Consider the following 26,971-nt stretch of genomic DNA (forward strand, 5'->3'; position numbering starts at 1 on the left):
AAAAACTTTCACTGCACATTCATTTTTGAATGGCTTACAAACATTTTCGAAGGCTTACCAGATGGTAAAGCCGCCATCGATCATCAGGTCTGCGCCGGTAATCATGTCGCTGCCGTTGCTCGAGAAGAACAGAATGGCGGCGGCGATTTCATCGGTGTAGGCAAAGCGTCCGAGGGGGATGAGTTTTTTCATCTCTTCACCTTTTTCGCCGCGCCAGGCCTTCTCGCCCATCGGCGTGAGCACCACGGTTGGAGATAACGTATTGACGGTTATTTGATGAGGCGCCCACTCTTTGGCCATCACTTTGGTCATGCCAAGCAGGCCCGCTTTTGCCGAGGTGTAGGCACAATGGTTATCGATCGCAATTGATGCCGCTTGCGAAGCGATATTAATAATTTTGCCGCCCTGCCCGCGTGCAATCATGCTGCGCGCCGCCGCCTGCGAACAAAGGAACGGACCTGTTAAATTGACCGCCAGATTTTTCTGCCATTGGTCGAATGAGGTTTCAACAGCGGGTTCGAGATGCACATAGCCCGCGCAGTTGACCAGAATATTGATCTGCCCGCACTGCTGCTCGACCTGCTGGAATACGCTGGCAACCTGCGCAGGATCGGTAACATCGCATTCGAAATAACTGACTCGCTCTTCGCCCAGCTCTTCTACTACCTGATTTTTGACTGCACTTTCGAATTGAGGGTAGAGCAGCGCCAAATGCGCGCCTTTCTCCAGCATCATGCGATTACTCGCCATCGCAATCCCGCCTAGTCCGCCCGTCACTACTACCACTTTTCCGGCCAATGACATGCTGGTATCAACGCCGTAACGCAAATTGACATCGTATTGATTAGTGCTCATTCGCAGCCTCCCGAGCGGCAGTGATGGCTGGACCTTTGATTGCGGCAACCAGTCCGGAAGTATCGATCGAAAATTGACGGCGCAGCGCGGTGCGGCTGCTGCTATGGGTAAACTCGTAGGCAGGAATGCCGAAGGCCTGCAGCGGCTGCGTTAAACGGTATTTAAGGATTAACTCACCGATGATGGTGCCTAAGCCACCGCTTAATACGTGTTCTTCCATGGTGATCACTTTTTTGTGTGATTTAATTAATTCAACCACGGCCAGTTCGTCGAGCGGCCAGAGTGAAGGCAATGAAACGACGGTGGGATTACAGCCCTGCTCGCGGGCGGCCAGCGCCTCGTGTGCCAAGGTTCCCAAGGTGAAAACGACGACGTCATCGCCTTCTGCCAGCACGTCGGGTTGACCCGGAATAAAGCGATAGTTCTCGTCGTGCAGCACAGGCAATTTGTCGCTGTCCATGCGGATATAAACCGGCCCTTTATGCTGAATCGCATGTTTTACAATGGCCTGCGCCTGACTGGCATCGGCGGGCGCAAATACCTGCAAATTGCCAAGCGTGCGGGCAATCGCAATGTCATTGGTACAGTGGTGAGTCGCACCCAGCGGGCCATAGGCGAAACCGGCATTCAGGCCGAGCATTTTCACATTGGTTTCGGAGTAGCAAACATCGTTTTTCATTTGTTCATTCGAACGAGCAAACAAAAACGGTGCCGCATTGGCGGTAAACACCACGTGGCCGCTCAGGGCGACACCTGCCGCCATGCCCACCATATTCTGCTCGGCAATGCCGACATTGATAACGCGATCTGGATAGGCTTTTTCGAAAGGCCCGATTTTCGAAGTGGAAGTCGAGTCGGCGACCATCACGCTGATATTTGCTCCCAACTCCTGCTGTTCGATAAAGGTTGCCACGACGGCGTCGCGTAAGTCTTGCATGATCACTCCTCCAGCTCTGCCAGCCCTTCGGCTAACTGCTGATCGTTAGGTACGGCGTGGTGCCAGGCGGGAACGTTGGCCATGAAGGAGATACCGTGACCTTTTTCGGTATTGGCGAGAATCACCCGAGGTTTACCCACGGTTGGCTGCGTGACGGCGGCGTAAATAGACTCGGGATCGTGGCCGTCACACTCCAGCACTTCGAAACCGAAAGCCCGCCATTTGTCGGCCAGTGGCTCGAGCGGCATAATATCTTCGGTTTTACCCGCCAATTGCAGACGGTTTCGATCGACAATTGCTACCAGATTATCGAGTTTGAATTTGCTGGCAGACATCGCCGCTTCCCAGTTGGAACCCTCGGCCAGTTCGCCGTCACCCAACAGCACGAAAGCGCGACGATGTTCGCGTCCGCTGATTTTATTGCCCAGCGCCAAGCCGACGGCAATCGGTAAGCCGTGGCCCAAACCGCCGGAGTTAATCTCAATCAAATCAGGCAGTTTCTGATGTACAGGATGTCCGGCCAGTAAGGTGTCGTCGCCCATAAACTGGTCAAGAATTGCCGGATCCAGCAGGCCCATCGCCGCTGCGCTACAGTACAAGCCGCCCGCGCCGTGCCCTTTCGAAAGAATAAAACGGTCTTGATCGGGGCGCTTTTCGCCTCTGTCCATGACTGCCATATAGAGCGTACAGATAATATCGACTTCAGAAAGATCGGCCCCGGTGTGGCCTTTACCCGCGTGATGATTCATTTGCAAAACGTAGCGACGCGCCTGCCGAGCGACGGTTTTGATTTCCTCAAACTGGCTTGTTTCCTTAAACAGACTTGTTTCCTGAGCGTCCATCTTTACCTCGTCTTGACCTTGCCGCTGACGCTAGCCTGTTCCCATGAACAGCTTCGTTTACGGCGCAACTCATTTTCGAATAAAACTATAGATTATCGTTTTCGATAAAAATGAGCGAGCGATCAAGTTTTGCACAAAAGAAAATGAGGCTAAATAAGTTATATAAATCAAGTGGTTGCTTAATATTATATTTTCGTATTTATTAATAACTCTTTGTAATACAACAACAACCCTAAAAAATCACCTTCATTCATTTTCATATGAAAATGTAAAAACAATTTCATCTACCTCGCTTTCGAGTAGATAGACAGTTAAAATTTCCAGCATGCCTCGGGAATTTGGCTTATAAACCGATATTTACGGCTCTGGGTCGCTAAGATGAAGGCATCGGTAGCAAAAGGAGATTTCAATTGAAAAGCAAAAATGAGCAGTGGGCGGACATGCAGCACCGCCGTGACAAGATTTTGGAGATGATCAGGGAAGACGGCACGGTCACCGTGAAGATGCTTACTGATGCTTTTGAACTGACTGAAGCCACCATTCGTAGCGACTTACGTTTATTGCAGAAGCAGGGATATATTCAGCGCTACCACGGCGGCGCGACGCTGATGGATGGCAAGCAGAACACTCACGCGATGATGCTTGAGCGCCAGACGCAGCTCACTGAAAAGGAGGCGATTGGTAAGTTAGCGGCCAGTTTTATCGAGGCGGGCGACACAATTATTCTCGACTCAGGCACCACGACGACGGCAATTGCCAATCATCTTGGGCACATTAAAAAGCTGTCGGTGATTACCACTGCCGTCAATATTGCGTTGCAGCTCGGCGGCGAACCCGGCGTCAATATTTTACTGACCGGCGGCACGTTTAAATTTCCGACTCTTTCGACGTCAGGTGAAAAGGCGGCCAGCTTTTTCGAAAACGTGCTGGCGGAGAAACTTTTTCTCGCCACCGCCTGTATTTCGCCCCGCGCCGGCCTCAGCTTTCCGAGTGAAACTGACATCAAGGTAAAACGCGCGATGATTCAATCTGCAAACGTGGTTTACGTCGTCGCGGACTCCAGCAAAATCGACAAAGTGTCGATGTTCGCCCTGCCGTGTGATTGGGAGAAGATTAATTATCTCATCACGGATGAGGGGATTAGTGCGGAATCCAAGGCCGCTTTTGAAAGAGAAGGCGTAACGGTGTTAATCGCTAGGGGGCTTTAGCTTTGGAAAGCTAAGGTAAACTTTTTAAGTTCAAGATTGGTTGATAAACGATTTTGATCTTTAAATTCAAATTAAACTATAGATTCAAATTCAACTTCAACTTCAACTTCAACTGAATACGCTTCGCTTACTGCGCGTTGCTGAAGCTTGACCGAGCATTGACGGTTTTTTAAGTTCAACTGCATGCGCTTCGCTTACTGCGCGGCGGCGCAGACCGCCCAAAGGCCCGCAGTCGCTCGGGCCTTTGGAATCCGAGCTTTTTTTCCAAAGTTGCAACTTGAGGATTACATTCGTAGATCTTTCCAGTTGCTTCTGCGCGTGGCGTAGGTCGCGGCGCTTCGCGCTCCCGTCACTTCGTTCAGAAGCCAAAAACGTCTTCTTCAACTCCGTTCCGCGCCGTCCTGATCCCGCCAATCACAACACTTAAAGCAAGGGCGGATACTTTTGGGCGGTCAAGGACCTATCTCTCTAACTTAATAGATTTTGTTTTTAATAAGATAACTTAAACTTCAAAAATTTTATTTACCCGATGTTCTTATTAATTTTCAACTGATTTTTCCTGATTTTTATCTGATGTTGCTGATTACCTTAACTAGGCATGAGTGATCGGCCTTTGAACGCTTAAAAGTATCCGTTTTTTCTTTTGAGGCTGTGATTGGCGGTATCGGGGCGGCGCTGAATGAAGTGATTTGAGACGTGTTTGGCTCAAATCCGTAATGAGGGAATGGCGAAGCCGCGCGACCAACGCCACACGCTGTGGCAACTGGAAAGATCTCCCTTTCTAGTCCTCAAGTTACAGCTGTGGAAAAAAAGCGCGGGATTCTCAAGGGTGTTCGCTTAGGAACATCCTTGAGGCGGTCTGCGCCGCCGCGCAGTAAGCGAAGCGCATGCAGTTGAATTTAAAAACCGTCAAGGCTCGGTCAAGCTTCGGCAACGCGCAGTAAGCGAAGCGCATGCTATTGAATTGGAAGTTGAAGTTAAAAGATTAAAGGTCAAAATCCGTTGACCCATTAATTTGAATTTAAAAGTTGCCTTAGATTCAAAATCTAAAAAAAGGTTATTTCGGCCAATTCGGCCAAACCTTGCGATTTTCATCGCCCGAAACCCCATACAGCTTGTCGATCTCCCGACGCCCAAGGCCTATATCTTTTAATTGCTCGTTAGAGAGATTTTTCAAAATCTTCGCCGTCTGCCTCCGCGCCCACCAGCTACTTAAAGCATTTAAGAAAAACCGTCTACGCCCACTCGTAACCTCACCCTGTGGTTCGGCAATCACGTGTACGTTATTAAGAAACTGTTCGCTATCGCTGATTCTTTTCATTTTTTATCTCCTGTTCACCCGTGCAACTAGAATCCTCCAAACGGGTTTTGCGATACAGATTCAGTTTTTAATTATTTTCACCATACAGATATGGCTATAAGCACAGATTTAGGCGTAAATTAATGTCATCTGTACTGCTACGAGAAATAATCGATGAACCGTTATGATAATTTAGCCAACGTTTTAGGGGATCGGATTGAGCAGGGTTTGTATCCTGCGGGACATCGTTTGCCATCGGTGAGAGTGCTGAGCAACGAACACGGGGTCAGTGTCAGCACCGTGCAGCAGGCTTATCGCGTGCTGGAGGAGCGGCAACTGGTCGAGGCGCGGCCAAAATCGGGCTATTTCGTTTCATTGCTTAAAAAACGTGCCGACTTGCCCGCCGTTTGCCGTAATCCACAGCGTCCGGTGGATATTTCACAGTGGGATTTAGTGCTTGCGCAAATCAACAGTCGCGCAACGCCGGGGATGGTTGCGCTAGGCGGTGGCACGCCGGATGTCACCCTTTCGAGCCTGAAACCGTTGGGGCGCTCTTTGGCACGCGTCGCGCAACGCACTGATATTTCAGCTTTATATTACGATACGATTGATGGTTCAAAGGTGCTGCGTGACCAGATTGCTCGCCTGCTGATCGACAGCGGCAGCAATATGGATGCCGAAAATATCGTTATCACTACGGGTTGCCACGAAGCGCTGTCGATTGCTATCCGATCGGTTTGCGAATTCGGTGACATTGTGGCGGTGGATTCGCCAAGTTTTCACGGCGCGATGCAAACGTTAAAAGGTTTTGGCATGAAGGCGCTGGAGATCCCGACCGATCCGGTAACAGGGATAAGTATCGAAGCGCTGGAAATGGCCCTCGAACAGTGGCCGATTAAAGCCATACAGTTGACGCCGAACTGTAATAATCCGCTGGGTTATAACATGCCCGACGATCGCAAAAAAGCGCTGCTACGATTAGCGCAAGCCTATGATATTGCGATCATTGAAGACGATGTATATGGCGATTTGGCCTATCAATATCCGCGTCCGTCGACCATAACGTCAATGGATGACGATGGTCGCGTATTGTTATGCAGTTCGTTTTCGAAAACGTTAGCGCCGGGTCTACGGATTGGCTGGATTGCTCCCGGACGCTATCGAGATCGCGCGATTCATATGAAATATATCGGTACGGGCGCGAGCGCGACGCAGCCGCAAATTGCCATCGCCGAATTTATCCAGCAGGGCCATTATCAAACGCATATTCGCCGCGTGCGCCACCAGTATCAGCAAAATCTGTGCATCATGACCGATTGGATCAGCCAATATTTTCCGGAAGGCGTCAGGATCAGTCGCCCACAGGGCGGGTTTTTGCTGTGGATTGAGCTGGACGAAAAAATCGATACCCAGAAACTTAATCGCCTGTTAGAACCTGAAAAGATTCAGATTTCAGTGGGTTCGATATTTTCCGCGTCAGGCAAATACCGTAACTGCCTGCGCGTCAACTATGCCCAGCTTGATGAGCACGTTCATCGACCCGCTGTGAAACGAGTGGGTGAAATGATCCATCAGATGATGCTAATGGCGTAAAAATAGGCCGCCTATTATGGGCGGCCATCTCTTCTTTCCACTATTCTTCTTTCCATTACTCTTCTTTCCATTAACTTTTTATGCTGCAATTCGCTTAACTTGCGAAGTTTGTACCCTTCTGCCCCACAATCACTTCAACCTGTTCTGCCGCCAGCTCGCGGCCATCCTGTGACCGAAGTTTAATCGGCGCTAACGGCTGTTGGGTTTCGCGTTCAACTACGCGGCTGCACGTTTCATTTTCGTTAAACATGTACTGATTGCCCCACTGTCCGAGCGCAATCAGAATCGGATACAAGTCTTTCCCCTTTTGCGTCAAGACATATTCCTGATAAGCGGATCCGTCCGAGGCTGGCCCAATCTGCATCACGCCTTCCGCGACCAAGGTTTTTAATCGTGAACTGAGAATATTTTTTGCCACGCCAAGGCTGCGCTGAAATTCGCTGAATCGACGCACACCACCCAGCGCATCGCGCACAATCAGCAGCGTCCACCAGTCACCAATTAAATCCAGGGTGCGCGCAACCGGACAAAGACTGTCACTCAGGCTGGTTCGTTTCATTTATCACTCCGTGCTAAGGCAAATAATCTGGTTGCATTATAAAACCGCCAGTGCTAAAAATCATCTGGTTTAATATTGCAACCACATTCACTTCGAGGATCTCATCATGACTTTATCAACCCAGTCTGCACCTTTAGCTTTGATAACGGGCGCGTCTACCGGTATTGGTGCCACCTACGCCGATCGGCTAGCAAAACGTGGATACGACCTGATTCTTGTTGCTCGCGACGGCGTAAAGCTCGAGCAGCTCGCCGCTGACATTTCTCAACGTTATGGCGTGGCGGCAAAAGCATTTCCCGCCGATCTCACTGATGGCGAAAGTTTAAAAAAACTCGAGCAGTTTATACAGGCCACGCCCGCAATCTCTTTACTTATCAATAACGCGGGTACTATTTTACCCGGCGGTTTTAAAAACTCTGACGTAGAGGCGATCGATAAACTGATCCAACTCAACGTGACCTCCGTCGCCCGCCTTTCGCGCGTTGCGCTGGACGGACTTCGCCAGCATCAACATGGCGGCATTATCAATATTGCGTCGGTATTGGCGCTGGCCGCTGAAATTAGCGATCCGGTTTACACCGCCAGTAAGGCGTTTGTTTTAACCTTTACCCAATCGCTGCAAGTGGAGCTGGCCGATAGCGGCCTCTATTTTCAGGTGGTATTACCGGCGGCAACCCGCACCGAGATTTGGAACAAGGGTGGCAAAAACATTGATGAAATTCCGGGCATGATGGAAGTTGGCGAGCTGGTCGATGCAGCGTTGGTCGGATTTGATAACAAAGAGCCTGTCACTATTCCGCCGCTGCAAGACGAAACAAAGTGGCTGGAATTTGAAAAGCTGCGCAAAGCATTGGTGCCAGAGTTTCTGCAAGGTCAGGCCGCGCCGCGTTATCGATAATCATTTTATTTTTATTTGAGCCTGTTTTGGTTAAACAAAGCAGGCGTAAACCTTTACCCACGTTGCAAGCGAAGAACAGACTGGTTACATTGGAATAATCGAAAATCACCGTTTTTTAACATCTGCATTTGTTTGAACTACAAAGGGTAAAGTAAAAATGACTGAATTCGTTATCCCGCAACCTAACGTTGCTTCGCTGGCCGTTGAAGGACAAAAGGCACGTTTTCCGCTGCGCCGCGTCTACTGCGTTGGCCGTAATTATTCCGAACACGCTCGTGAAATGGGCCACGATCCCGATCGCGAGCCGCCGTTTTTCTTTGGTAAACCCGCCGACGCCGTGGTGCCCGCGCAGGGCGAGGTGCCCTATCCGACATTGACCGCGGATTTGCATCATGAAGTCGAGTTAGTGGTGGCAATTGGCAAAGGTGGCAAAAATATTCCGTCCGCGCAGGCGCTGGAACACGTTTGGGGATATACCGTCGGCGTCGATTTGACGCGTCGCGATATACAGGCTGCCGCCAAAAAGCTGGGGCGTCCGTGGGATTTCGCCAAGGGTTTTGATGCTTCCGCGCCCGCTAACGCGCTGATCCCCGTAAGTAAAGTTGGGCATCCTGCGAAAGGCAAAATCTGGTTGAATGTTAATGGCGAGCCCAAACAGTCGGGCGATTTAAGTGACCAGATTTGGCAGGTCGCCGACGTGATTAGTTATCTTTCAGAAGCCGTAGAACTGAAAGCAGGCGATTTGATTTATACCGGCACGCCGTCTGGCGTAGGCGCGTTGCAGCCTGGCGATGTGGTCACGGGCGGTATTGAAGGCGTGGGCGAATTTAGCTTTACGCTAGGTAACAAACCTTAATTCAACTCTTAGACTTGTAGAAAATTGCGTAAAGAATAAGCCCGCATAATATGCACTGCTGCAGATTATGCGGGCTTTTCTTATTGCCTCGGTCTTATTATTGGTGTGCTTCTTTCCCCGGTCCTCTTTCTTTGACGAACAGTTTTAGCTGCCCACCTTTAACTTTCTAGCTTTTAAAGTTGTTTCTGGGAGAATTCGAGCACGATAAATTCAGCTGGGCTGACGGGCGCCATGCCCACTTTAATAATCAGCTTTCCGGCGTTAATATCCTCTTTATCCATCGTTATGCCCAAACCAACTTTAACAAAGTAGGCCAACTCGGGTTTATCGCCGAATAATGCGCCCTGCTTCCAGAGATTATGCAAATATACATCAACCGCGCTGCGCAGGATTTCCCAGGTGGCGGGCGTATTGGGTTCAAAGACTGCACGAGCCATAATTAAGTTTGTGTTGACATCATGTTGTATTCAATAACTACAAAAAGTCATCTCTGACTAATTTGCTTTTAACTCACTATTCACTCAGAAATTTCTTATGAATTATTCTTTAACTAAAGTAATATGTAACGTGGGAAATCACTCGGTATAGATTTACATGATAGATGCCCCTAAAGGACATAATAAGTAGTAAACATGCAGTATTATGAAAAAATATATTAAGTTAAGTAACCCTGAAGTTTATCATGCTGTTAGTTTACCTTAATTATCAACTTGATGTAAAAATCAGACGCTTATGCCATCTGAACCACTTAATTAGCGTGAGCTATCGCAATAACTCAACCTTTCTACGTAGTCGTGTAATAATAAAAGCAGTTGAAGAGAGTAATCTATCTCCTTCCTCTGATTATTTTACATTTTGTATAAACACATCGGATTACTTTATATAAAATTTAAATAATTGATTAAGAAAGTTTAACTATTTTATTTATTCCAAAAATTTCACTTAATTATGATAGAAGGCTGTAATGCATAACTTTGATATTAATAGCGCTACAATTTCGCAAGTAATTAAAGACGCAGAAAAATTTATCAGGGATTCTCCGTTTGGTAATGTGGTAATTAACGTGACTGTTCATCCAGATACCAATGATTTTTCTGAAGATGATACAGGTTTAATATGCGCATATCTTATATGGGAATTCGAGAGGGAGATCAAACTTGTTCTTGGAGAGGATTTTTACGCAAATCGTTCTGCTGTAGACATGCATCATTATACTTTTACATTTTACGAATTTTCGCCACAACATTTTCTAAGCAAAGAATACTGATACGCGCCCAATATATTCCGTAATGATCTTCAATAATATGAAACCTGAATTCTCTGTTGTTGTTAATATTTTCTACCAAAGTAACAATAGAAAATTCCTTTCAAGGCATTAATATTTTCATGGCATGCTGCTCTTCTACACAATTTAGCTGAATCTCTATACCGTTATAAATTAGATGAAAATTTTTGTTAAGCGCAGAATTTATAGACTTAACAAACCGGTTATTTTGCCCGTATTCGTTGTGTGCAAGGTCTACATATAAGATAGCTATCTTGAGTGAAAATACGCTACCTCATGAAAATATTAGGATTACCAGCGCTTAAATGCGCTTTATCAAACGTGTTCAATGCTGCTTATTTCACACCTTTTGCTAATTGTCTTATCGCTTTTCGTGAACCATCAAAAAAGCCCCCGACCTTAAACAAGGTCGAGGGCTTTATGATTTTTACAGTTGAATCTTTGTTGCTACAAAATTATTTCGCTTCGAACGTCTCAGCGTGCTCTTTCTCGAGCGCTTTAACTTCTGCCGCGCGACCGCGCAGGCCGAACCAGCCGAAGACCAGCAGCACGACTAACAGCGGAATAGTCGCTACGGTGTAAGTCCCGTTCGGGTAGTCGAAGGCCATCAGCACCAGCACGCTAGCGAGGAACAGCAGCGTCAGCCATGAGGTGAACGGCGCACCCGGCATTTTGAAGGAGACATCTTTCGCCTTGCCTTCTTTAATCGCCTTGCGCAGTTTCATCTGGCAAACCACGATGAAGCCCCACGAGCTCAGAATGCCCAGCGATGCAATATTTAAGACGATTTCAAACACCTGCGACGGCACGTAGTAGTTCAGCACCACGCCAATGATGTAAATCGCGACGGTGACCAGAATACCGGCGTAAGGCACCTGCTGCTTGCTCATGCGGGACATGAACTTCGGCGCAGAACCGCCCATCGACAGGGAGCGCAGAATACGGCCGGTGGAATAAAGACCCGAGTTCAGGCTCGACAGCGCCGCAGAAAGCACCACGATATTCATGATGGTGCCGATATAAGGCACGCCCAGCTTGCTAAAGAAGGTCACGAACGGGCTCTGACCTGCCTGATAGGCATTCCACGGCAGCAGCAGAACCAGCAGCACGATAGAACCGACATAGAACAGTGCGATACGCCAGATAACGCTGTTAATCGCTTTAGGCAGAATCTTCTCGGGCTCTTTGGTTTCGCCAGCGGCAGTTCCCACCAGCTCGATAGCGGCAAAGGCGAAGACGACGCCCTGCACTAACACTAGCGCGGGTAAGAGTCCGTGCGGGAAGATGCCGCCGTTATCGGTAATCAGGTGTAAACCGGTCGGTTGACCCGCCAGCTCTTTGCCCGTGCCGAGGAACACGACGCCGACAATCAGGAAGATGGCAATCGCGGCCACTTTGATAAGCGCGAACCAGAATTCCATTTCGGCGAACCACTTGACGCCGATCATGTTCATGGTGGCAACAATCGCCAGCGCGGCCAGTGCAAACATCCACTGTGGTACATCGCCGAAGGTGCCCCAATAGTGCATATAAAGCGCGACGGCGGTGATATCGACAATGCCGGTCATCGCCCAGTTGAGGAAGTACATCCAGCCCGCGACGTAAGAGGCTTTTTCGCCAAGGAATTCACGCGCATAGGAGACGAAGCTGCCGCTGGTTGGACGGTGTAGCACCAGTTCACCCAAGGCACGGAGTATAAAGAAGGAGAAGATGCCGCAAACCAGATAGACCAGCGCCAGCGCAGGACCGGCCATTTGCAGACGCGCACCGGCGCCCAGGAACAGGCCGGTACCGATTGAGCCGCCGATGGCAATCATCTGAACCTGACGACTGCCCATGCTCTTGTGATAGCCCTCTTCATGGGAATCGAGCCAACGCCTTTTGGCCGCGTGCTTGGAATGCTCAAGCTGCTCCGCAGTTTTTTTATGTCGTTTCATTTCTTACCTGTTCTCCAAAAGAAATCTTTCACGCCCTGGCCTTCAACACGAGCAAACGTTTGCAATTGCTGACGCCTATCGTGGCTTTTCACCACTGTATTATTCTGACCCACTGGGGTTAACGAGTGGTTAACATCAGCAACGGCGGAAGATGCTACCTCATTCTCTTGGAGTGTGGCAAAAAAAACCTCATTTTAAATCGTTAGAATTCGTCTTCTCAGTACAATATCTTGCCAATCAGCTGGATTTATAAACAAAATATCCCCAAAACTTCTGGGGATATTGGCGATCGCTTTCAAAAAAACGCGAATTTGTTGTTTCAGTCTTGCAGTGATTTGGTGCGATTTGCGAAGCTTTTCCGCAATTTCTGCAATTTCGGCGGGATAACGGCAAGGCAATAGCCGTTACGTTGGCCTGCACCTTCCCAATAATCCTGATGATAGTTTTCAGCCGGATACCAGGTCGCCAACGGTTCGATGGTGGTGACGACCGGCTCGCGCTGATCTTCCTGCGCGCGGGCAATCGCCGCTACGGCTTCGGCCTGCTGCTCTTCATTCATCGGGAAAATGGCGGAGCGATACTGAGTACCGACGTCGTTACCCTGACGATTCAACTGGGTTGGATCATGCGTCGCGAAGCTGATATCCAGCAGATCGCCGTAACTTAGCTTTTCAGAATCGAAACCGATACGAATCGCTTCGGCGTGGCCGGTATCGCCATTACAGACTTCTTCATAGGTCGGATTCACCGTCTGGCCGCCAATATAGCCGCTCTCGACCGTCTCGACGCCGATAACATCTTTAAACACGGCTTCGGTACACCAGAAACAGCCGCCCGCTACAATTGCATATTCAAGGGTCATGATAATTTCCTCGTAAACTTTTTACCGGATCACCGGTGTTCTTTGTCGGACATTATGTCGGGACATTACGTTGGAACATAGCGTTGGGACATTATGTTGAGACATAGCGTCGAAACTCTACGCCAGCACTGTTCATCAATAGAAAACGTCTACTCCTCTTAAGACTAGGCGTGTACGGCGTCTTTGCTCGCGTTTCTCTTCATTCTATGTGGGGGAGACTTTTTTAAAGACAAGGCGGGATGTTTATACAAAATATTTCTGAACGTCATTTTTTAGTAAAGACCTCGCTATTTAATCACGAAATAAAGTCAAATAACGTTCAAATAAAACGCAGTGCTCTCATACAAAAATATTACCTTCGACAATTATGACCGCCCGTCTATAACCCGTGGTCTAAAAGACTATAAGCGATCGTTTATAACTGGCCGTCTATAAATAGGCACGCCCGTTATTATTTCTCATCCTGCGTGACTATTTCTTCTGCCAGTTTAGGGTTTTGTTTTATCGGCAGGTCGTTGGCGTGAAACGCGAAAGATGCGCCACACGCGGAAAGTACTAGAAAAAGTACTATAAAAGTACTGTAAAAGAGAGCAGGCACTTTTCTTAAACAATCGGCGCGAAAGAGTTAAATTCAGCCATAAGAAAGCCGTATAACCGACGCTGTTTTATGCGAAATTGTGTATAGGTTATTTAAAAAAAACCCTTGGATTATAAAAAAATCCTAGGTTTAAAAAGCATTAATGTGTTGCGAATTTAGGGCATTCGTATTATATATACTAAACATACGTTCCAAGGCTGGGTTGTGAAAGAATGCTGTCAAAAATCGTTGAAAAATATGAATTTTCAGCCAAATTCTGCTCTGGCGATGGCTGTGTACAACCAGGGTGAGGCGGACGTGATTCTGTTGAATGCTGCTAATCAATTTTACCTCTTTGAGGGTCAGGAGACACGAACCGCGTTGTGTCAGCGCCCTGACATCCCGCATTTTAAGGGTTCACTGCCCTGCCGCCTTTTTAACGTTATAAACGTTGACCCTATAATCGTTAACTTTGCAAGCAGCGCGCATTGCTTAAAAATGCACCCGCAGACTTTCGCTGTTTCAAACCCCAAGCCTTTTTATAATGTTCCTTATTTAATTAAAAAGCTGAAAGACAATGCGCCAATTAATGGTTTTGGCGAACATTAAAGCGTCGTTTTTGTAATATTCTTGCCGTTTTTCATCGGTATAATCTGAAAGAGGGCTTGGTTAAAACGCTACGAATAGTTATTTATATACCCCTTCTGCTAAAGTGAATTCGAAATGAAGTTCACTGTAGCAGAAGAAGTGAGGACAAAGCCGAAAGCGCGCAATAGCCGTTTAGGATTTTTCCCCCATCAGGCTCAACTATTTCATAGACCACGAATGTGTAAACATCAAGGTCAATGGAATAATAATCTGTTGGCTTCAATAACCGCCTAAAATCGTGGAATTTATTTAGCCTAGCTATTTAAAACACCCGGTAAGGGCTGTTATTGTCTGTTCCCTGAACTGCGTACTGAGATTATATACATCGTTTTTTTAGTGTATTGGTAGCTATGAGCCAAGGGCGGTAGCATACCTGTTTCCCCTACGCACTCGGGTTACTTTAGAAACAACGCGTGATTTCATCCAATTTCCCGGATTATTGATTTGGCATTTCCTCTTTGATTGCTATGCCTATGTTTCCGGAAAATGATGTAGACAGTGACTCTCAAAAAACCGAAATGGTCTGGAACCTATGCACAAAAATCTGTTTAAACTTTCTGCGCTAGTCTTTGCTGTGGGTATTTTAGGCGGCTGTACAATTGTACCAGGGCAAGGCTTATCGACCGGGGGTAAGAATTCCGTCAAGGTGCCAGACAGCAATTACGACTTGGATAAGTTGGTCAACATCCTCCCGATGTCACCTTATCTGCTAGAAAAATTGCAACCTGCTCCGGTCATTGCCCGCTCGAACCTGCAACTGACAAACCTGCTTAAAAGCTATCAATATCACATCGGTATCGGTGATATTTTAAACATTACCGTTTATGACCACCCAGAACTGACTACCCCCGCCGGGCAATATCGTAGCGCCAGCGATACGGGTAACTGGGTCGGTGCGGACGGCAATATTTTCTACCCTTATATAGGCAAAGTGCATGTTGTCGGCATGACGCTTGAAGAGGTGCGCAAACTTATCGCGCAACGCCTCGCCAGCTTCGTGGAAAGTCCACAGATTGACGTGAGTATCGCCTCATTCCGTTCACAAAAAGTGTACGTAACGGGTGAAGTCACGACGTCGGGCGCACAGGCCATTACCAACATTCCGCTGACGATTGTCGATGCTATCAACGCCGCGGGCGGTCTGACTACCGATGCCGACTGGCGCAACGTTGTCTTGACCCACAATGGTCACGACGAGCCGATTTCGCTTGAAGCGTTAATGCAAAACGGCGACCTGATGCAGAACCGCCTGCTTTATCCGGGCGACATTCTCTACGTGCCGCGCAATGACGACCTCAAAATCTTCGTGATGGGTGAAGTCAACAAGCAGACCACCATGAAAATGGACCGCAGCGGCATGACGCTGGCGGAAGCGCTGGGCACGGCGGGCGGCATCAATCAGGAACTGGCTGATGCTTCCGGAATCTTTGTTATTCGCGCCATCCATGATGGTCAGGGCGTAGATAAAGGCAAAATTGCCAATATCTATCAGCTGAATGCCAAAGATGCGTCGGCGATGGTGATGAGCACCAACTTCCAGCTCCAGCCGTATGACATCGTTTACGTCACCACCGCGCCTATCGTGCGTTGGAACCGCGTTATCAGCCAGATCGTGCCGACTATTACCGGCGTGAACAACATGACTGAAAGCGTGCGTTACATTAAAAACTGGGATTAATACTGCGTCTCCACGTGGAGGTCGGCGGGTGATAAACCCGCTGCGCGTGGAGATACCTCATCTATCACTCCAACGAGATAAGATGATGAAATATTTTTTGGCAATACCCACCTATAACGGTGGTGAAGTGTGGAAAGAGTCGATTCACAACATTAAAAAGTTCGCTCCTGCGGACCTTTTCGTGCAGGTGATTGATTCTGGTAGTAAAGATGGAACGGCCGAATTAGCAACACAGGCCGGTTTTCATGTAACGAGTATTAGTTCGCAGGACTTTAATCACGGTGGAACGCGAAATCTGGCTGTCGACATGGCACCGGATGAGTGTGACGTAGTGATTTTTATCACCCAGGACGCAATACCGGAAGAAGGCAGCCTACAACGTTTAGTCGCCGCCTTCGACGATCCAAAAGTTGCCTGCGCCTACGGACGTCAGCTGCCGCATCACAATGCGACGCCGATTTCCCGCCATGCGCGCAGTTTCAACTACACGGCCAAGAGTCACGTTTACACCCTCGCAGACGCACCGCGTGCCGGGTTGAAAACCGTGTTTACTTCAAACTCTTTCGCGGCTTATCGCATTTCTGCTTTCAGGGAGTTAGGCGGATTTCCGTCCAACACCATCCTGAGCGAAGACATGTATTTTGCGGCGCGAGCAGTGTTGGCCGGTTATAAAGTGGCCTATGTCGCCGAGGCCGAAGCCCGACATTCTCACAATTACTCCCCTATCGAAGAGTTTAAACGCTACTTCGATATTGGTGTATTTCACGGCAAAGAGTCGTGGATCCATGAGAAGTTCGGCGGTGCCGGTGGCGAAGGTAAAAAATTCCTGATTTCTGAGCTGCGATTTTTGCTCAAACATGGCGTGATGTTCCTGCCCCGCGCGTGCATTAACAATGCAATGAAGATCATTGGCTACAAGTTAGGGAAGAGTTACAAGACCCTGCCAATCGGTGTGACGCGTTCGCTCAGTATGCACAAGCGGTATTGGAAATAATCTCTCCCCCGTTGCTCTACCCCAAATTTTGTTGAGGATACAATGAAAATTATCGTAACAGGTGGTGCCGGCTTTATTGGTTCGGCGGTCGTAAGACACATTATTCAGCACACCCAGGATGAGGTGCTGGTTATCGATAACCTAAGCTATGCGGGCAATCTTGCTTCACTGGCTCCGGTAAGTGACGATCCTCGTTATCATTTCGCACAGGTTGATATCTGTGACGCCGATGCGCTGAACAAAGCATTTAGCGAATTCAAGCCTGATGCCGTGATGCACCTTGCCGCCGAAAGCCACGTTGACCGTTCGATCGATGGTCCTGCTGCTTTCGTGCAGACTAACGTTGTCGGGACTTACACCCTGCTGGAAGCCACCCGCGCTTACTGGATGACCCTGTCCGACGAGCAGAAAGCCGCGTTCCGTTTCCACCACATTTCTACCGATGAAGTGTATGGCGACCTGCACGGTGTTGATGACCTGTTCACCGAAGAAACGCCTTATTCACCAAGCAGCCCGTACTCTGCCACCAAGGCCGCGAGTGACCACCTGGTTCGCGCATGGAAACGCACCTACGGCTTGCCAACGCTGGTGACTAACTGCTCAAACAACTACGGCCCGTATCACTTCCCAGAGAAACTGATCCCGCTGATCATCCTGAACGCCCTGTCTGGCAAAGCGTTGCCTGTTTATGGCAAAGGCGATCAGATCCGTGACTGGCTGTATGTTGAAGACCACGCGCGCGCACTGCACAAAGTGGTGTCGGAAGGCGAAGTCGGCGAAACCTACAACATTGGTGGCCATAACGAGCGCCAGAACATCGAAGTCGTGCATACCATTTGCGACCTGCTCGAAGAGCTGGTGCCGCAGAAGCCAGAAGGTATTGCCAACTATCGTGACCTGATTACCTGGGTTGCCGACCGCCCTGGCCATGACAAGCGTTACGCCATCGACGCCAGCAAAATCGAGCGCGAGCTTGGCTGGACGCCGGATGAGACCTTTGAAAGCGGCATTCGTAAAACCGTTGAATGGTATCTGAGCAACTTCGAGTGGGTAAACACAATTAAAGCAGGTACCTGGACAGAGCGTCTTGGGCTGACTAAATAATTTAAAGGTGACGCAATCATGAAAGGTATCATTCTCGCTGGCGGTTCAGGTACACGTTTATACCCATTAACGCGCGGTGTTTCGAAGCAGCTGCTCCCTATTTATGATAAGCCGATGGTTTATTATCCGATCTCTGTGTTGATGCTTGCGGGCATCAAAGACATTCTGATCATCACCACGCCAGAAGACAACGAAGGTTTCGTGCGTCTGCTGGGTGACGGCTCGCAGTTCGGCATCAAGCTGACCTATGCTATTCAGCCTAGCCCGGACGGTTTGGCGCAGGCCTTCCTGATTGGCGAAGAGTTTATCGACGGCCAAAGCTGTGCGCTGGTGCTGGGCGATAACATCTTCTTCGGCGAGAGCTTTGGTCGCAAGCTGGAGCACGCGGTCGAGAACAATGGCGAAGGCGCAACCGTCTTTGGCTATCAGGTTCTGGACCCGGAGCGTTTTGGCGTGGTCGAATTCGACCAGCAGAATCGCGCGATTTCCATCGAAGAAAAACCGACCGAACCACGCTCCAACTGGGCAGTGACCGGTTTGTATTTCTACGATAAAAACGTGGTCGAAATGGCTAAGCAGATCAAGCCTTCGCATCGCGGCGAGCTGGAAATCACCACCCTGAACCAGATGTACATGGACGCGGGCAACCTGAAAGTCGAGCAACTGGGCCGTGGTTTCGCCTGGTTAGATACCGGCACGCATGACAGCCTGCTGGAAGCTTCGCAGTTCATTCACACCATCGAAAAGCGTCAGGGCTTTAAAGTGGCCTGTCTGGAAGAGATTGCCTACCGTAAAGGTTGGATCTCTAAAGAGCAGGTTGCCGAACAGGCTAAAATTCTTGCTAAAACCGGTTACGGTCAGTACCTGACCCAGCTGATTGCATCGAAGGAAATCTAATATGGAAATCATCGATACTCCCCTTGAAGGCGTCAAGATAATCCAACCTAAGGTTTTCGGCGACAGTCGCGGCTTCTTCCTGGAAACGTTTGAGAAAAAACGTTATCAGGAGATGTTGAATATCGATCTGGATTTCGTGCAGGACAACCATTCGCGTTCGAGCAAGGGCGTGTTGCGCGGTCTGCATTTTCAGACCGAAAATCCGCAGGGTAAACTGGTACGCGTAGTCCGTGGCGAAGTGTATGACGTGGCGGTTGATATTCGTCCGGACTCACCTTCTTACGGCAAATGGTACGGCGTGCTGCTCTCTGAAGAGAACAAGACCCAGTTCTGGGTTCCGCCTGGCCTGGCGCACGGTTTCGTGGTGTTGTCCGACGTAGCCGATTTCGAATACAAGTGCACAGATTACTATGCACCTGCACTCGAAGGTTGCCTGCTGTGGAATGACCCGGAAGTCGGTATCGAATGGCCAATCGAAAACCCGCTGCTTTCTGAAAAAGACAAGCTCGGCAAGACACTGCGAGAACTGGTGAAATGAAAATTTTACTGACTGGAGCGAGCGGCCAACTTGGCCGCTGTATCCAGGATCGCCTTCCCGAGGGCTGGCAAATCGAAGCCCTGGGGTCCGCGCAACTGGATATCGGCAACAAGGCGCAGGTTGATGAAATCGTTCAGGCCTACAAGCCTGACGCTATCATCAACGCCGGTGCCTATACGGCGGTCGATAAAGCCGAAAGCGAACCAGAAGCCGCGGCCCGCGTAAACACGCTGGGTCCGGAAAATCTGGCGCTGGCGGCGCGCGACGTGGGTGCGAGACTGATTCATGTCTCTACCGACTACGTGTTCGACGGTCAGGGCACCACGCCTTATCTGGAAACCGCGACCACCAATCCGCTGGGCGTTTACGGTAAAACCAAGCTGGACGGCGAACGCGCCGTGCTGGCGGCGTTGCCGGAAGCGGCCGTGGTGCGTACGGCGTGGGTGTTCAGCGAATACGGCAGCAACTTTGTCAAAACCATGGTGAATCTTGCCGAAAAACGCGACGCGCTGGGCATTGTCAGCGATCAGCGCGGCTGCCCAACGTATGCAGGTGATTTGGCGAACGCCATTATCTCTCTGCTTCAGGTGCAGGCAGAAGGCGGAATTTATCACTACGGCGGTGACCGCGAAGTGTCGTGGTTTGAATTCGCCGACGAGATTTTTGACGTTGCTGTCGCCGCGGGCAGACTGGCCAAAAAGCCAACGCTGAGCGCGGTGACGACCGAGCAATACCCTACTCCGGCCAAGCGTCCCGCGTATTCGGTGCTGAGTGGTGAAAAAATCAAAGCTTTAGGTGTCGCTTTATCTGATTGGGATTCGGCCCTGAAAGAGATTATCGTCAAGTTTTAATTTAGTCTGTGTCACGCGCTTTTGGCGCGCTTTCATTCGTGAGAGGCGCCGCGCGTGACACAGTCTACAGGGCTTACGGTTTACTGATCGACGGTTCTAGTTTGCCTTGGGTTTTACCTATTTAGGGTTTGCTTATTTAGAACAATCGGCCTGTAAGCTCGTCAATATTCTAACGTTGAGACACTATGAAAAAAATAAACGTTATTCTGGCTACATATAATGGCGCGAAATATGTGACAGAACAGATTCAATCCATTTTACTCAATTTTTCTCATTTACCTGAATACGATTGCCGTCTTCTGGTGTCCGACGACAGTTCATCAGACGAAACGACTGCAATTATCAATCGTTTTAACGAGCAAGACCCGCGCATCTCGTTGCTGGATAACGGCAAAAAAGGCGGCGTTCGCGAGAACTTCAACCACCTGATCATGCACACCTCCGCTGACTACACCTTCTTCAGCGATCAGGACGACCTGTGGTTACCGAATAAAATGCGCCTGTTTATGGACCGTTTCGTTGAAATGGAGCAGCAAAAACAGGGGCCGATTCTTTTGCATTCCGACCTATGCGTCGCCGACAAGAACCTGTCGCCTATTCATATTTCGATGTTTACCTACCAAAATCTCGATCGTCATCCGAGCCTGGGTAAACTGATGGTCAATAACTCGGTCACGGGTTGTGTGATGGCCTGTAACCATGAGCTGTTCGACAAGGCGCGTAATAGCCGCATTGGCGAATCGATAATGCATGACTGGTATATGGCGATGCTGGCGCAGGCAATTGGCCGCGTAGGTTTTATCGATAACTCGATGATTCTTTATCGTCAGCACGGAAATAACGTACTGGGTGCACAATCTGCTTCTTTGGGCGCGCTATTAAGCGTTTCATTTAAAAGCCGATTCTTTAAAGCGCGTGATATTATTCGACGCACGCGTACTCAGGCTCAACTGTTCCTCGATGACTTTAGCCCTGCGTTGAAACCGGAAGACCGAAAACTGTTAACCGACTATGTAGAATCGTTCGAAAAAGGCTTTATGGCACGATTTAAATTGTTCAGCAGTAAAGGCGTGCATAAAACAGGTTTCCTGCGTAATGCCTCTTTCTTCGTATTTTACGTGCTGGGCCTGTAGCGCCTAAAAGCGGTAGCGTTCAAAGCTGTACCACCCAAGGGTTGAAGCGCTAAACGCTGTAGCGTCAACGTTTAGCGCCGGGTGAATAAACCCTAATTATCAGTTTTCCGTCCCCGCCACGTCACGTGGCGCGATTACGCACTGCCCTTTCAGGGTTAAAGGTTATTAGTATGATGACGATTAATGAGCCCAAGAAGATACTGGCCAAGTTTGCCATTTATCTCATCATGGCCCGCAGCTTTTTGATTATTCCAATGATTGGATTGCACTTGATTTGCGATTCAAAAGCCATGGCCCGTTTCTTTAAACTGGTCTGGCCGCTTGCAATGCTGATTTTTATTCTGGCTATCTACTCTTTGGGTCAGTTAAATCAGTTCCCAAGCGTTATTGGGCAATCCCGTGACATGCTATTAACCTTTGTCGTTTTCGGTTTTCTTTCGTCGATTCCACACCGTATGGGTGGCGAGCGACTGGCATTTAATACTATTCGTAATGGTGCCGTGGTTATTGGTTTCGGTAAAATGGCGATTCTGTTTATTTCCGCCGTAACCGGGATGCCAACCGGAACCATTATTAAAGCCGTTTCGAAAGTCTGGGACATTCAATTAATGACCCTCGGCGTTCAGGACAGTTTCCTGACCCGACTGCAAATCCCGATGGATTCCGTCACGCCGTTTATTCTCTACGTTCTGGTCGGCCAGATTCTGATCAGCAAACAAAGAAAGTTGTTAAACGTTATTTGTCTGGTGGTGCTAATCATCTCCATTCTGTTGACCTTCTCCCGTTTCTTCTGGGCGGTCAGCGTGGTAGCCATCGCCTTGAGCCTTATCTTTAACGCCAAGCTGTCGACTAAAATCTATTATACGATGGTCGCATTCGTGTTTGGCTGGGCGTTATATAGCTTTACGCCGGTGGGTGATACGGTCAGCAAGATTTTGGAAACGCGAATCGGGGGCAGCGTTAATACCTCCTCCGACGTGGTGCGTGACGTACAGGCTAATGCCATGAGTCATCACTATCTTGATAATCCAATATTTGGTCACGGCATTGGTTACTTTATTCCGAGCCTGATCCGCGCGCCGGAAACACCTTATCTTTACGAGAACCAAACCCAGTCAATGTTGATGGACCTCGGGATCGTCGGTGCTTCAATCTATTTGCTGGTTCTTCTGATGGTGATATTCGGCTCCTGTTACGACAAGACCGAAACGCGCTTTATCAATATCATGATGACATTCGCATTTTTGGGGTTATGGCTCGTCGGCGGGCTCTTTAACCCGTTACTGTTTGGTGCTTCTGGCGGCGCGATTCTATTCTTCTGCGCGCGTCACCACGCCGTTATTGACTATTACAAAGCCGAACACTTACCGAGTCCGGTAAGTGAGCGAGAGTTAGCATGAGAACTCTGCTGCAACCTCTGCGGGAGAGCGTCCTTTCCGGACAGGATCTCAACGCCAGCCTGAAAGCCGCTGAAATATACGGCTCTCTGCTGCATATGATTGATATCGGGGTCTATGACGATCCCGACGTCGAAAGAAATCTTATCCAGCGCGTCGAGGAGGTATTGCCTCCTCTGACAATGCCGGTTAGCGACGAAAATAGGTCCAGGAAAGACTCTCTGCATATTATTTCCGAAGCATTCATTGTTGGCGGTCATACCCGCTTAATGGAAAAGCTCGGGCAGATGCATCCGGTAAAGCCCGACGTGCTAATAACGCGCAAGGCAGACGTAAAAGCCAAGCTGCGCTTTAACGATATTTTCTCTGAGGTGCATGAAATAGCCTCCACCGACCTGCTCGACGCGGTGGTTAAAATTCGTGACATCTGTGCAAATTATCAGCGCATTGTTCTACACATCCATTTTGATGATATCGCGGCGGTTGTTGCCTGCGGATTAGTTAAAAATGCGTATAACAGAAGCCTCAGCGATAATAAGCCCGAACCCGTACAGATATCCTTTGTTAACCATGCGGACCACGCGTTTACTTACGGCAGCTCAGTGAGCGATTATTATTTCCAGCTGAGCAGCTACGGCGCGCGTCTAGACTTGAGTAAGCAGATTGCCGGCCAGACTTCTTTCTTGGGTATTCCTATTGCAGATGTTACATCGCAAAGTAAAACCGAAAATAAACCTGAGTCTGTGCCTGTGAACAATTCAGCGACGCCTAATCAGCCGCTGCATTTTTTCACCTCGGGTTCAGCAATGAAGTTTCGCCCTTTCCGTGGCGCGAATATGAGTCCGCTTATCTCACGGCTGTTAAATAAGTGGCCGAATGCGACCTTTACGCTGGTAGGAATTAATTTTGCGGGCAATGTTTGGCTGTGGCCTTTAAAGCTGCGCTTCGGAAAACGCTTACAAGTATTACGTCTTCTACCCTATGACCAATTTATTGCCCGTTCGAAAGAAGCCGATTTTTACGTCGACAGCTATCCTTTCCCTGGCGGTACGGCATTTGCCGAGCAGGTATTGGCGGGTAAACGTGGCATCGGATTAACCTCGAATGTGCAAGGTTATTCACCGGCAGATAAACTTAAGAAACAGCATGTTGAGCAAGTGGTTGCGACGATAGAGCATTATAATGCTGACGGCGTATTCGACGAAATCGTCTCAATAAATGGCTATCAGGCGGTGAAAGCGCGCTATCTGGCGTGCATTTATGATAATCAGCCTAGCCTGCTAAACATGGAAACGCTGGTGCCGTGGACGGGTGATACAGATTATCTTCGCGTTCGCAACAGTATATTTATGCCGGTTTATCCGATGGTCATGCAATATGTATACCATCACCATAGGGAACTATTTTGGCAGATATACTGGCGTTTCTCGCTTTTTAATAAGACCTATTTCTCCTTGAACCGTTTAAAAGCGTTCATTCGAAAAAGTCTTGGAGCAGTTAAGAAAAAGTGATTTAAAGCTTAAGAAACCGTGAGCACCCCTTAAAAATTCTGCTACTCATTGCAGTAATCCTAAAAAAGGCCGTTTTCGTTTTTTAAGTTTATATAACAACCTAAATTAATATAATATTGGTCTATAAGAATTGTCTTCAAAATCGCAAAAGTGGCTGCGGGGGTGTTGACGAATAAAACTGGATACGCAGCCCGCTAGCGTCACAAATTAATAAAATCAGCGGTTGCTTTCCAAGCCTTGCTCCTCGTGAGAGCGAACAAGGCACCACGCCAATTGTTGGGACAATTGGTACGAATATTGGCTTACGATTCTGGATCGGCAGCCTATAAACAAAACTAATCAGAAGGTTAGAGGCGTTATTATGAATTTATTTACACACACTGATGAAGCAGAATCCTTGCAACCGCCACAGCACTCGGTGATTGATTTGGTCACCTTTACCGATGACCGTGGCTGTCTGGTCAGCGTGGAATCAATGAATCAGGTCCCTTTCGAAATAAAGCGACTTTTTTACATCTTTAATACCAATACCAATCAGAATCGCGGCTTCCATGCTCACCGCAATGACAAGATGTTCCTTATCTGTCTGGTCGGTAAACTGCGCGTTCGCCTTAACGACGGCCATAAAATCAGCGATCACTGGTTAGACAGCCCATCAAAAGGCTTGCTGGTGAATGACATGGTTTGGGTCGAAATGCACGACTTCAGTAAAGATTGCGCGCTGGTCGTACTCTCTAGCCAGAAGTATGACAAGAGTGATTACATCTACGACTACGATCTGTTTATTGAAGAGGCAAAAGCCAAATATGCAGAATAAATACGGCAAGACCATTTTACTTCGTCCCGTTGAAGTCAGTGACTATGAGTTCGTTCACAGTCTGCGCGTTGCGCCTAAAAGCACGCAGTTTCTGACGCCGGTCGACAACGACCCGCTGCAGCAGAAAGTCTGGCTTGAAGAGTATAAAAATCGCGAAGCCGCGGGTTTGGAGTATTACTTCCTTATTCAGCGTCAGGACAACCAGCAGCTGGTTGGCTCGCTTCGCGCATATAAAATGGATAAAGAAAAAAGCATTGGTCATGCCGGTAGCTGGATTTTAAACGAAAACAAAACCATGACGTCTGCCATCGAAAGCATCTTGCTGATGGTCGATTTCATGGAAGAAATAGGTTATCGCTACATCGTTATCGATGCGCGCAAGGACAACAAACCGGCGCTGCGTTTCATCAAGAAGATCTCTCAGAGCTTCTACAGCGAAGATGAAACCAATGAATACTATCTGATTGACGTTCCCGTCATGAAAGAGACGTTCTATAAAGATAACCAACATTTTATTACGCCTGATGTTCCAGAAAAGGATGCGTAAATGATCAACTTCCTCAATTTAAAGCAAATTAATACGCCTTATGCCGATGAGCTTAAAGCGGCCAGTGCGCGAGTTATTGATTCCGGATACTACATTCTCGGACCTGAAGTACGCACTTTCGAACAGCAATTTGCTGAATTTTGCGGGGTAAGATCGTGCATCGGATTGGCCTCTGGCCTGGATGCGCTGGTACTGGTGCTGCGAGCATGGAAACTGCTCGGCAAAATTAAAGACGGTGACGAAGTTATCATTCAGGCCAATGCTTACATTGCCTGCGTGCTGGCGATTACCGAAAACAATCTGAAACCGGTATTTGTTGAACCGGATGCGGATACCTACAACATCGACGTGAGCAAAATCCGCGATGCGATTACGCCAAACACCCGCGTAATCATGCCGGTACACCTTTACGGTTACTGCTCACCGATGCCTGAAATCATGGAAATCGCTCGGGATAACAATCTGTTGGTGCTGGAAGACTGTTCACAGTCTCACGGCGCGAGCATCGATGGCCATCGCGCGGGTTACTGGGGCGACGCTGCCGCCTTTAGCTTCTACCCAAGCAAAAATCTGGGCGCCCTTGGCGATTCAGGTGCGGCTACGACCAATGATCCTGAACTTGAAGCCACGCTGCGCGCGCTGCGCAACTACGGTTCACAAGAGCGTTATTACAATATTTATCAGGGTGTTAACAGCCGTCTTAGTGAAATGCAGGCCGCATTGCTTGGCGTGAAGCTGAAATATTTCCGGAAAGAAGTCGAAGCGCGTCGCAGCATTGCAGAACGCTACCTTGCAGGCATCAACAACCCACTGTTGAAACTGCCGACGGTTGCCCAGCGTGAGCAGCATACCTGGCACCTGTTTGTGGTTCGCACCCAGCATCGCGACGCTTTGAAAGATTTCCTGCGTGAAAACGGTGTCGAAACGATAATTCACTACCCTCTTGCGCCGTACAAACAGCCGGCCTATGCGGAAATGAATCATCTGAGCTTCCCGCTCAACGAAACCCTTCACGACGAAATCTTGAGCATTCCGGCCGACCCATCACTTTCGGATGCCGACGTAGAAACGATTATCGATGCCTGTAACCGATTCACTGCCCACTAATTTTGGTCAGATCGTTTTCACTTGATAGTGGTTCAGCTTT

General features: G+C 48.6%; 26 protein-coding genes. 18 read left to right on the forward strand and 8 right to left on the reverse strand.

Translation table 11 applies throughout. The annotated features are described in order from the left end of the window. Positions 1–54 precede the first annotated feature (54 nt). Genes SC206_RS00985 through SC206_RS00995 form a run of 3 tightly spaced genes read right to left on the reverse strand, consistent with a single transcriptional unit; the run spans position 55 to position 2,634 of the window. The gene (locus tag SC206_RS00985) at positions 55–855 is read right to left on the reverse strand and encodes a GolD/DthD family dehydrogenase (RefSeq protein ID WP_332733268.1); all 801 of its coding nucleotides are present in this window, start codon (positions 853–855) and stop codon (positions 55–57) included. Beyond that, positions 845–1,792, reverse strand: coding sequence for a transketolase family protein (locus tag SC206_RS00990; RefSeq protein WP_332733270.1), 948 nt, complete (start codon positions 1,790–1,792; stop codon positions 845–847). Before SC206_RS00990 ends, SC206_RS00985 begins: the two co-directional genes overlap by 11 nt. A gap of 2 nt (positions 1,793–1,794) precedes the next feature. After that, positions 1,795–2,634 (reverse strand): transketolase, encoded by an 840-nt coding sequence (locus SC206_RS00995; RefSeq protein ID WP_332733272.1) that lies wholly within the window; start codon positions 2,632–2,634, stop codon positions 1,795–1,797. Between the two features lie 410 nt (positions 2,635–3,044). Between SC206_RS00995 and SC206_RS01000 the strand changes: the two genes are divergently transcribed. Beyond that, positions 3,045–3,842 (forward strand): DeoR/GlpR family DNA-binding transcription regulator, encoded by a 798-nt coding sequence (locus tag SC206_RS01000; protein ID WP_332733274.1) that lies wholly within the window; start codon positions 3,045–3,047, stop codon positions 3,840–3,842. A gap of 1,057 nt (positions 3,843–4,899) precedes the next feature. Here SC206_RS01000 and SC206_RS01005 read toward each other — a convergent pair. Next, the gene (locus tag SC206_RS01005) at positions 4,900–5,163 is read right to left on the reverse strand and encodes a DUF1127 domain-containing protein (RefSeq protein ID WP_332733276.1); all 264 of its coding nucleotides are present in this window, start codon (positions 5,161–5,163) and stop codon (positions 4,900–4,902) included. Between the two features lie 153 nt (positions 5,164–5,316). Here SC206_RS01005 and SC206_RS01010 point away from each other — a divergent pair, with 153 nt between their 5' ends. Beyond that, a complete protein-coding gene (locus SC206_RS01010) occupies positions 5,317–6,735 on the forward strand; it encodes an aminotransferase-like domain-containing protein (protein WP_332733278.1) in 1,419 nt (472 codons plus the stop codon). Positions 6,736–6,829: 94 nt separating this feature from the next. Here SC206_RS01010 and SC206_RS01015 read toward each other — a convergent pair whose 3' ends face one another. Then, positions 6,830–7,294 (reverse strand): winged helix-turn-helix transcriptional regulator, encoded by a 465-nt coding sequence (locus tag SC206_RS01015; RefSeq protein ID WP_332733280.1) that lies wholly within the window; start codon positions 7,292–7,294, stop codon positions 6,830–6,832. Positions 7,295–7,400: 106 nt separating this feature from the next. Between SC206_RS01015 and SC206_RS01020 the strand changes: the two genes are divergently transcribed. Further along, positions 7,401–8,192: an SDR family NAD(P)-dependent oxidoreductase gene (locus tag SC206_RS01020; RefSeq protein WP_332733282.1), complete on the forward strand. Its 792-nt coding sequence runs from the start codon at positions 7,401–7,403 to the stop codon at positions 8,190–8,192. Between the two features lie 157 nt (positions 8,193–8,349). Continuing rightward, positions 8,350–9,048 (forward strand): fumarylacetoacetate hydrolase family protein, encoded by a 699-nt coding sequence (locus tag SC206_RS01025; protein ID WP_332733284.1) that lies wholly within the window; start codon positions 8,350–8,352, stop codon positions 9,046–9,048. Between the two features lie 173 nt (positions 9,049–9,221). Here SC206_RS01025 and SC206_RS01030 read toward each other — a convergent pair whose 3' ends face one another. Beyond that, positions 9,222–9,485 carry a phage tail sheath C-terminal domain-containing protein gene (locus SC206_RS01030; protein ID WP_332733286.1) on the reverse strand — a complete coding sequence of 88 codons (264 nt, stop codon included), beginning with the start codon at positions 9,483–9,485 and terminating at the stop codon, positions 9,222–9,224. 527 nt (positions 9,486–10,012) lie between these two features. Here SC206_RS01030 and SC206_RS01035 point away from each other — a divergent pair. Next, a complete protein-coding gene (locus SC206_RS01035; RefSeq protein ID WP_332733288.1) occupies positions 10,013–10,315 on the forward strand; it encodes a hypothetical protein in 303 nt (100 codons plus the stop codon). 473 nt (positions 10,316–10,788) lie between these two features. Here the strand turns inward: SC206_RS01035 and ansP are convergent, their stop codons facing one another. After that, positions 10,789–12,270 carry an L-asparagine permease gene (ansP, locus tag SC206_RS01040; RefSeq protein WP_332733290.1) on the reverse strand — a complete coding sequence of 494 codons (1,482 nt, stop codon included), beginning with the start codon at positions 12,268–12,270 and terminating at the stop codon, positions 10,789–10,791. A 319-nt stretch (positions 12,271–12,589) separates the two neighbouring features. Then, entirely contained in the window at positions 12,590–13,132 is a 543-nt protein-coding gene (gene msrA / locus SC206_RS01045) for a peptide-methionine (S)-S-oxide reductase MsrA (protein ID WP_332733292.1), read from the reverse strand. A gap of 802 nt (positions 13,133–13,934) precedes the next feature. Between msrA and SC206_RS01050 the strand changes: the two genes are divergently transcribed. The 13 genes from SC206_RS01050 (at position 13,935) to SC206_RS01110 (ending at position 26,931) form a co-directional block, all read left to right on the forward strand. Then, positions 13,935–14,318 carry a hypothetical protein gene (locus tag SC206_RS01050; protein ID WP_332733294.1) on the forward strand — a complete coding sequence of 128 codons (384 nt, stop codon included), beginning with the start codon at positions 13,935–13,937 and terminating at the stop codon, positions 14,316–14,318. Positions 14,319–14,889: 571 nt separating this feature from the next. Further along, positions 14,890–16,035: a polysaccharide export protein gene (locus SC206_RS01055; RefSeq protein ID WP_332733296.1), complete on the forward strand. Its 1,146-nt coding sequence runs from the start codon at positions 14,890–14,892 to the stop codon at positions 16,033–16,035. 85 nt (positions 16,036–16,120) lie between these two features. Continuing rightward, positions 16,121–17,029, forward strand: a complete 909-nt coding sequence (locus SC206_RS01060) for a glycosyltransferase family 2 protein (RefSeq protein WP_332733353.1) — start codon at positions 16,121–16,123, stop codon at positions 17,027–17,029. Positions 17,030–17,071: 42 nt separating this feature from the next. After that, positions 17,072–18,133 carry a dTDP-glucose 4,6-dehydratase gene (gene rfbB / locus SC206_RS01065; RefSeq protein WP_332733298.1) on the forward strand — a complete coding sequence of 354 codons (1,062 nt, stop codon included), beginning with the start codon at positions 17,072–17,074 and terminating at the stop codon, positions 18,131–18,133. Between the two features lie 18 nt (positions 18,134–18,151). Beyond that, entirely contained in the window at positions 18,152–19,030 is an 879-nt protein-coding gene (rfbA, locus tag SC206_RS01070; protein ID WP_332733300.1) for a glucose-1-phosphate thymidylyltransferase RfbA, read from the forward strand. Position 19,031: 1 nt separating this feature from the next. After that, positions 19,032–19,568: a dTDP-4-dehydrorhamnose 3,5-epimerase gene (rfbC, locus tag SC206_RS01075; protein ID WP_332733302.1), complete on the forward strand. Its 537-nt coding sequence runs from the start codon at positions 19,032–19,034 to the stop codon at positions 19,566–19,568. After that, complete coding sequence (rfbD, locus tag SC206_RS01080; RefSeq protein ID WP_332733305.1) at positions 19,565–20,419, forward strand: dTDP-4-dehydrorhamnose reductase; 855 nt, start codon at positions 19,565–19,567, stop codon at positions 20,417–20,419. Before rfbC ends, rfbD begins: the two co-directional genes overlap by 4 nt. Positions 20,420–20,604: 185 nt before the next feature. Further along, complete coding sequence (locus tag SC206_RS01085; RefSeq protein WP_332733307.1) at positions 20,605–21,552, forward strand: glycosyltransferase family 2 protein; 948 nt, start codon at positions 20,605–20,607, stop codon at positions 21,550–21,552. Between the two features lie 170 nt (positions 21,553–21,722). After that, positions 21,723–22,952, forward strand: a complete 1,230-nt coding sequence (locus SC206_RS01090) for an O-antigen ligase family protein (RefSeq protein ID WP_332733309.1) — start codon at positions 21,723–21,725, stop codon at positions 22,950–22,952. Beyond that, on the forward strand, positions 22,949–24,460 hold the full coding sequence (locus SC206_RS01095) for a group 1 glycosyl transferase (protein ID WP_332733311.1): 1,512 nt from the start codon (positions 22,949–22,951) through the stop codon (positions 24,458–24,460). Before SC206_RS01090 ends, SC206_RS01095 begins: the two co-directional genes overlap by 4 nt. Before the next feature lie 361 nt (positions 24,461–24,821). Next, entirely contained in the window at positions 24,822–25,277 is a 456-nt protein-coding gene (locus SC206_RS01100) for a sugar 3,4-ketoisomerase (protein WP_332733313.1), read from the forward strand. Then, complete coding sequence (locus SC206_RS01105) at positions 25,267–25,824, forward strand: GNAT family N-acetyltransferase (protein WP_332733315.1); 558 nt, start codon at positions 25,267–25,269, stop codon at positions 25,822–25,824. The genes SC206_RS01100 and SC206_RS01105 overlap by 11 nt, the downstream gene beginning before the upstream one ends. Beyond that, a complete protein-coding gene (locus tag SC206_RS01110) occupies positions 25,825–26,931 on the forward strand; it encodes a DegT/DnrJ/EryC1/StrS family aminotransferase (RefSeq protein WP_332733317.1) in 1,107 nt (368 codons plus the stop codon). The last annotated feature ends 40 nt before the right edge of the window (positions 26,932–26,971 follow it).

Origin of the sequence: Rouxiella sp. T17 (assembly GCF_036663475.1) — a bacterium.
In the GTDB taxonomy this organism is placed as follows: Bacteria; Pseudomonadota; Gammaproteobacteria; order Enterobacterales; family Enterobacteriaceae; genus Rouxiella.

Excerpts from the sequence above, each read along its gene's own strand:
- SC206_RS01095 (WP_332733311.1), top strand. The coding sequence starts at position 22,949 with ATGAGAACTCTGCTGCAACCTCTGCGGGAGAGCGTCCTTTCCGGACAG.
- SC206_RS01025 (WP_332733284.1), top strand. The coding sequence starts at position 8,350 with ATGACTGAATTCGTTATCCCGCAACCTAACGTTGCTTCGCTGGCCGTT.
- SC206_RS00985 (WP_332733268.1), bottom strand. The coding sequence starts at position 855 with ATGAGCACTAATCAATACGATGTCAATTTGCGTTACGGCGTTGATACC.
- SC206_RS01055 (WP_332733296.1), top strand. The coding sequence starts at position 14,890 with ATGCACAAAAATCTGTTTAAACTTTCTGCGCTAGTCTTTGCTGTGGGT.
- SC206_RS01035 (WP_332733288.1), top strand. The coding sequence starts at position 10,013 with ATGCATAACTTTGATATTAATAGCGCTACAATTTCGCAAGTAATTAAA.
- SC206_RS01105 (WP_332733315.1), top strand. The coding sequence starts at position 25,267 with ATGCAGAATAAATACGGCAAGACCATTTTACTTCGTCCCGTTGAAGTC.
- ansP (WP_332733290.1), bottom strand. The coding sequence starts at position 12,270 with ATGAAACGACATAAAAAAACTGCGGAGCAGCTTGAGCATTCCAAGCAC.
- SC206_RS00990 (WP_332733270.1), bottom strand. The coding sequence starts at position 1,792 with ATGCAAGACTTACGCGACGCCGTCGTGGCAACCTTTATCGAACAGCAG.
- SC206_RS01015 (WP_332733280.1), bottom strand. The coding sequence starts at position 7,294 with ATGAAACGAACCAGCCTGAGTGACAGTCTTTGTCCGGTTGCGCGCACC.
- SC206_RS01110 (WP_332733317.1), top strand. The coding sequence starts at position 25,825 with ATGATCAACTTCCTCAATTTAAAGCAAATTAATACGCCTTATGCCGAT.
- SC206_RS01060 (WP_332733353.1), top strand. The coding sequence starts at position 16,121 with ATGAAATATTTTTTGGCAATACCCACCTATAACGGTGGTGAAGTGTGG.
- SC206_RS01010 (WP_332733278.1), top strand. The coding sequence starts at position 5,317 with ATGAACCGTTATGATAATTTAGCCAACGTTTTAGGGGATCGGATTGAG.
- SC206_RS01020 (WP_332733282.1), top strand. The coding sequence starts at position 7,401 with ATGACTTTATCAACCCAGTCTGCACCTTTAGCTTTGATAACGGGCGCG.
- SC206_RS01085 (WP_332733307.1), top strand. The coding sequence starts at position 20,605 with ATGAAAAAAATAAACGTTATTCTGGCTACATATAATGGCGCGAAATAT.
- rfbB (WP_332733298.1), top strand. The coding sequence starts at position 17,072 with ATGAAAATTATCGTAACAGGTGGTGCCGGCTTTATTGGTTCGGCGGTC.
- rfbA (WP_332733300.1), top strand. The coding sequence starts at position 18,152 with ATGAAAGGTATCATTCTCGCTGGCGGTTCAGGTACACGTTTATACCCA.
- rfbD (WP_332733305.1), top strand. The coding sequence starts at position 19,565 with ATGAAAATTTTACTGACTGGAGCGAGCGGCCAACTTGGCCGCTGTATC.
- SC206_RS01030 (WP_332733286.1), bottom strand. The coding sequence starts at position 9,485 with ATGGCTCGTGCAGTCTTTGAACCCAATACGCCCGCCACCTGGGAAATC.
- SC206_RS01005 (WP_332733276.1), bottom strand. The coding sequence starts at position 5,163 with ATGAAAAGAATCAGCGATAGCGAACAGTTTCTTAATAACGTACACGTG.
- msrA (WP_332733292.1), bottom strand. The coding sequence starts at position 13,132 with ATGACCCTTGAATATGCAATTGTAGCGGGCGGCTGTTTCTGGTGTACC.
- SC206_RS00995 (WP_332733272.1), bottom strand. The coding sequence starts at position 2,634 with ATGGACGCTCAGGAAACAAGTCTGTTTAAGGAAACAAGCCAGTTTGAG.
- SC206_RS01090 (WP_332733309.1), top strand. The coding sequence starts at position 21,723 with ATGATGACGATTAATGAGCCCAAGAAGATACTGGCCAAGTTTGCCATT.
- SC206_RS01100 (WP_332733313.1), top strand. The coding sequence starts at position 24,822 with ATGAATTTATTTACACACACTGATGAAGCAGAATCCTTGCAACCGCCA.
- rfbC (WP_332733302.1), top strand. The coding sequence starts at position 19,032 with ATGGAAATCATCGATACTCCCCTTGAAGGCGTCAAGATAATCCAACCT.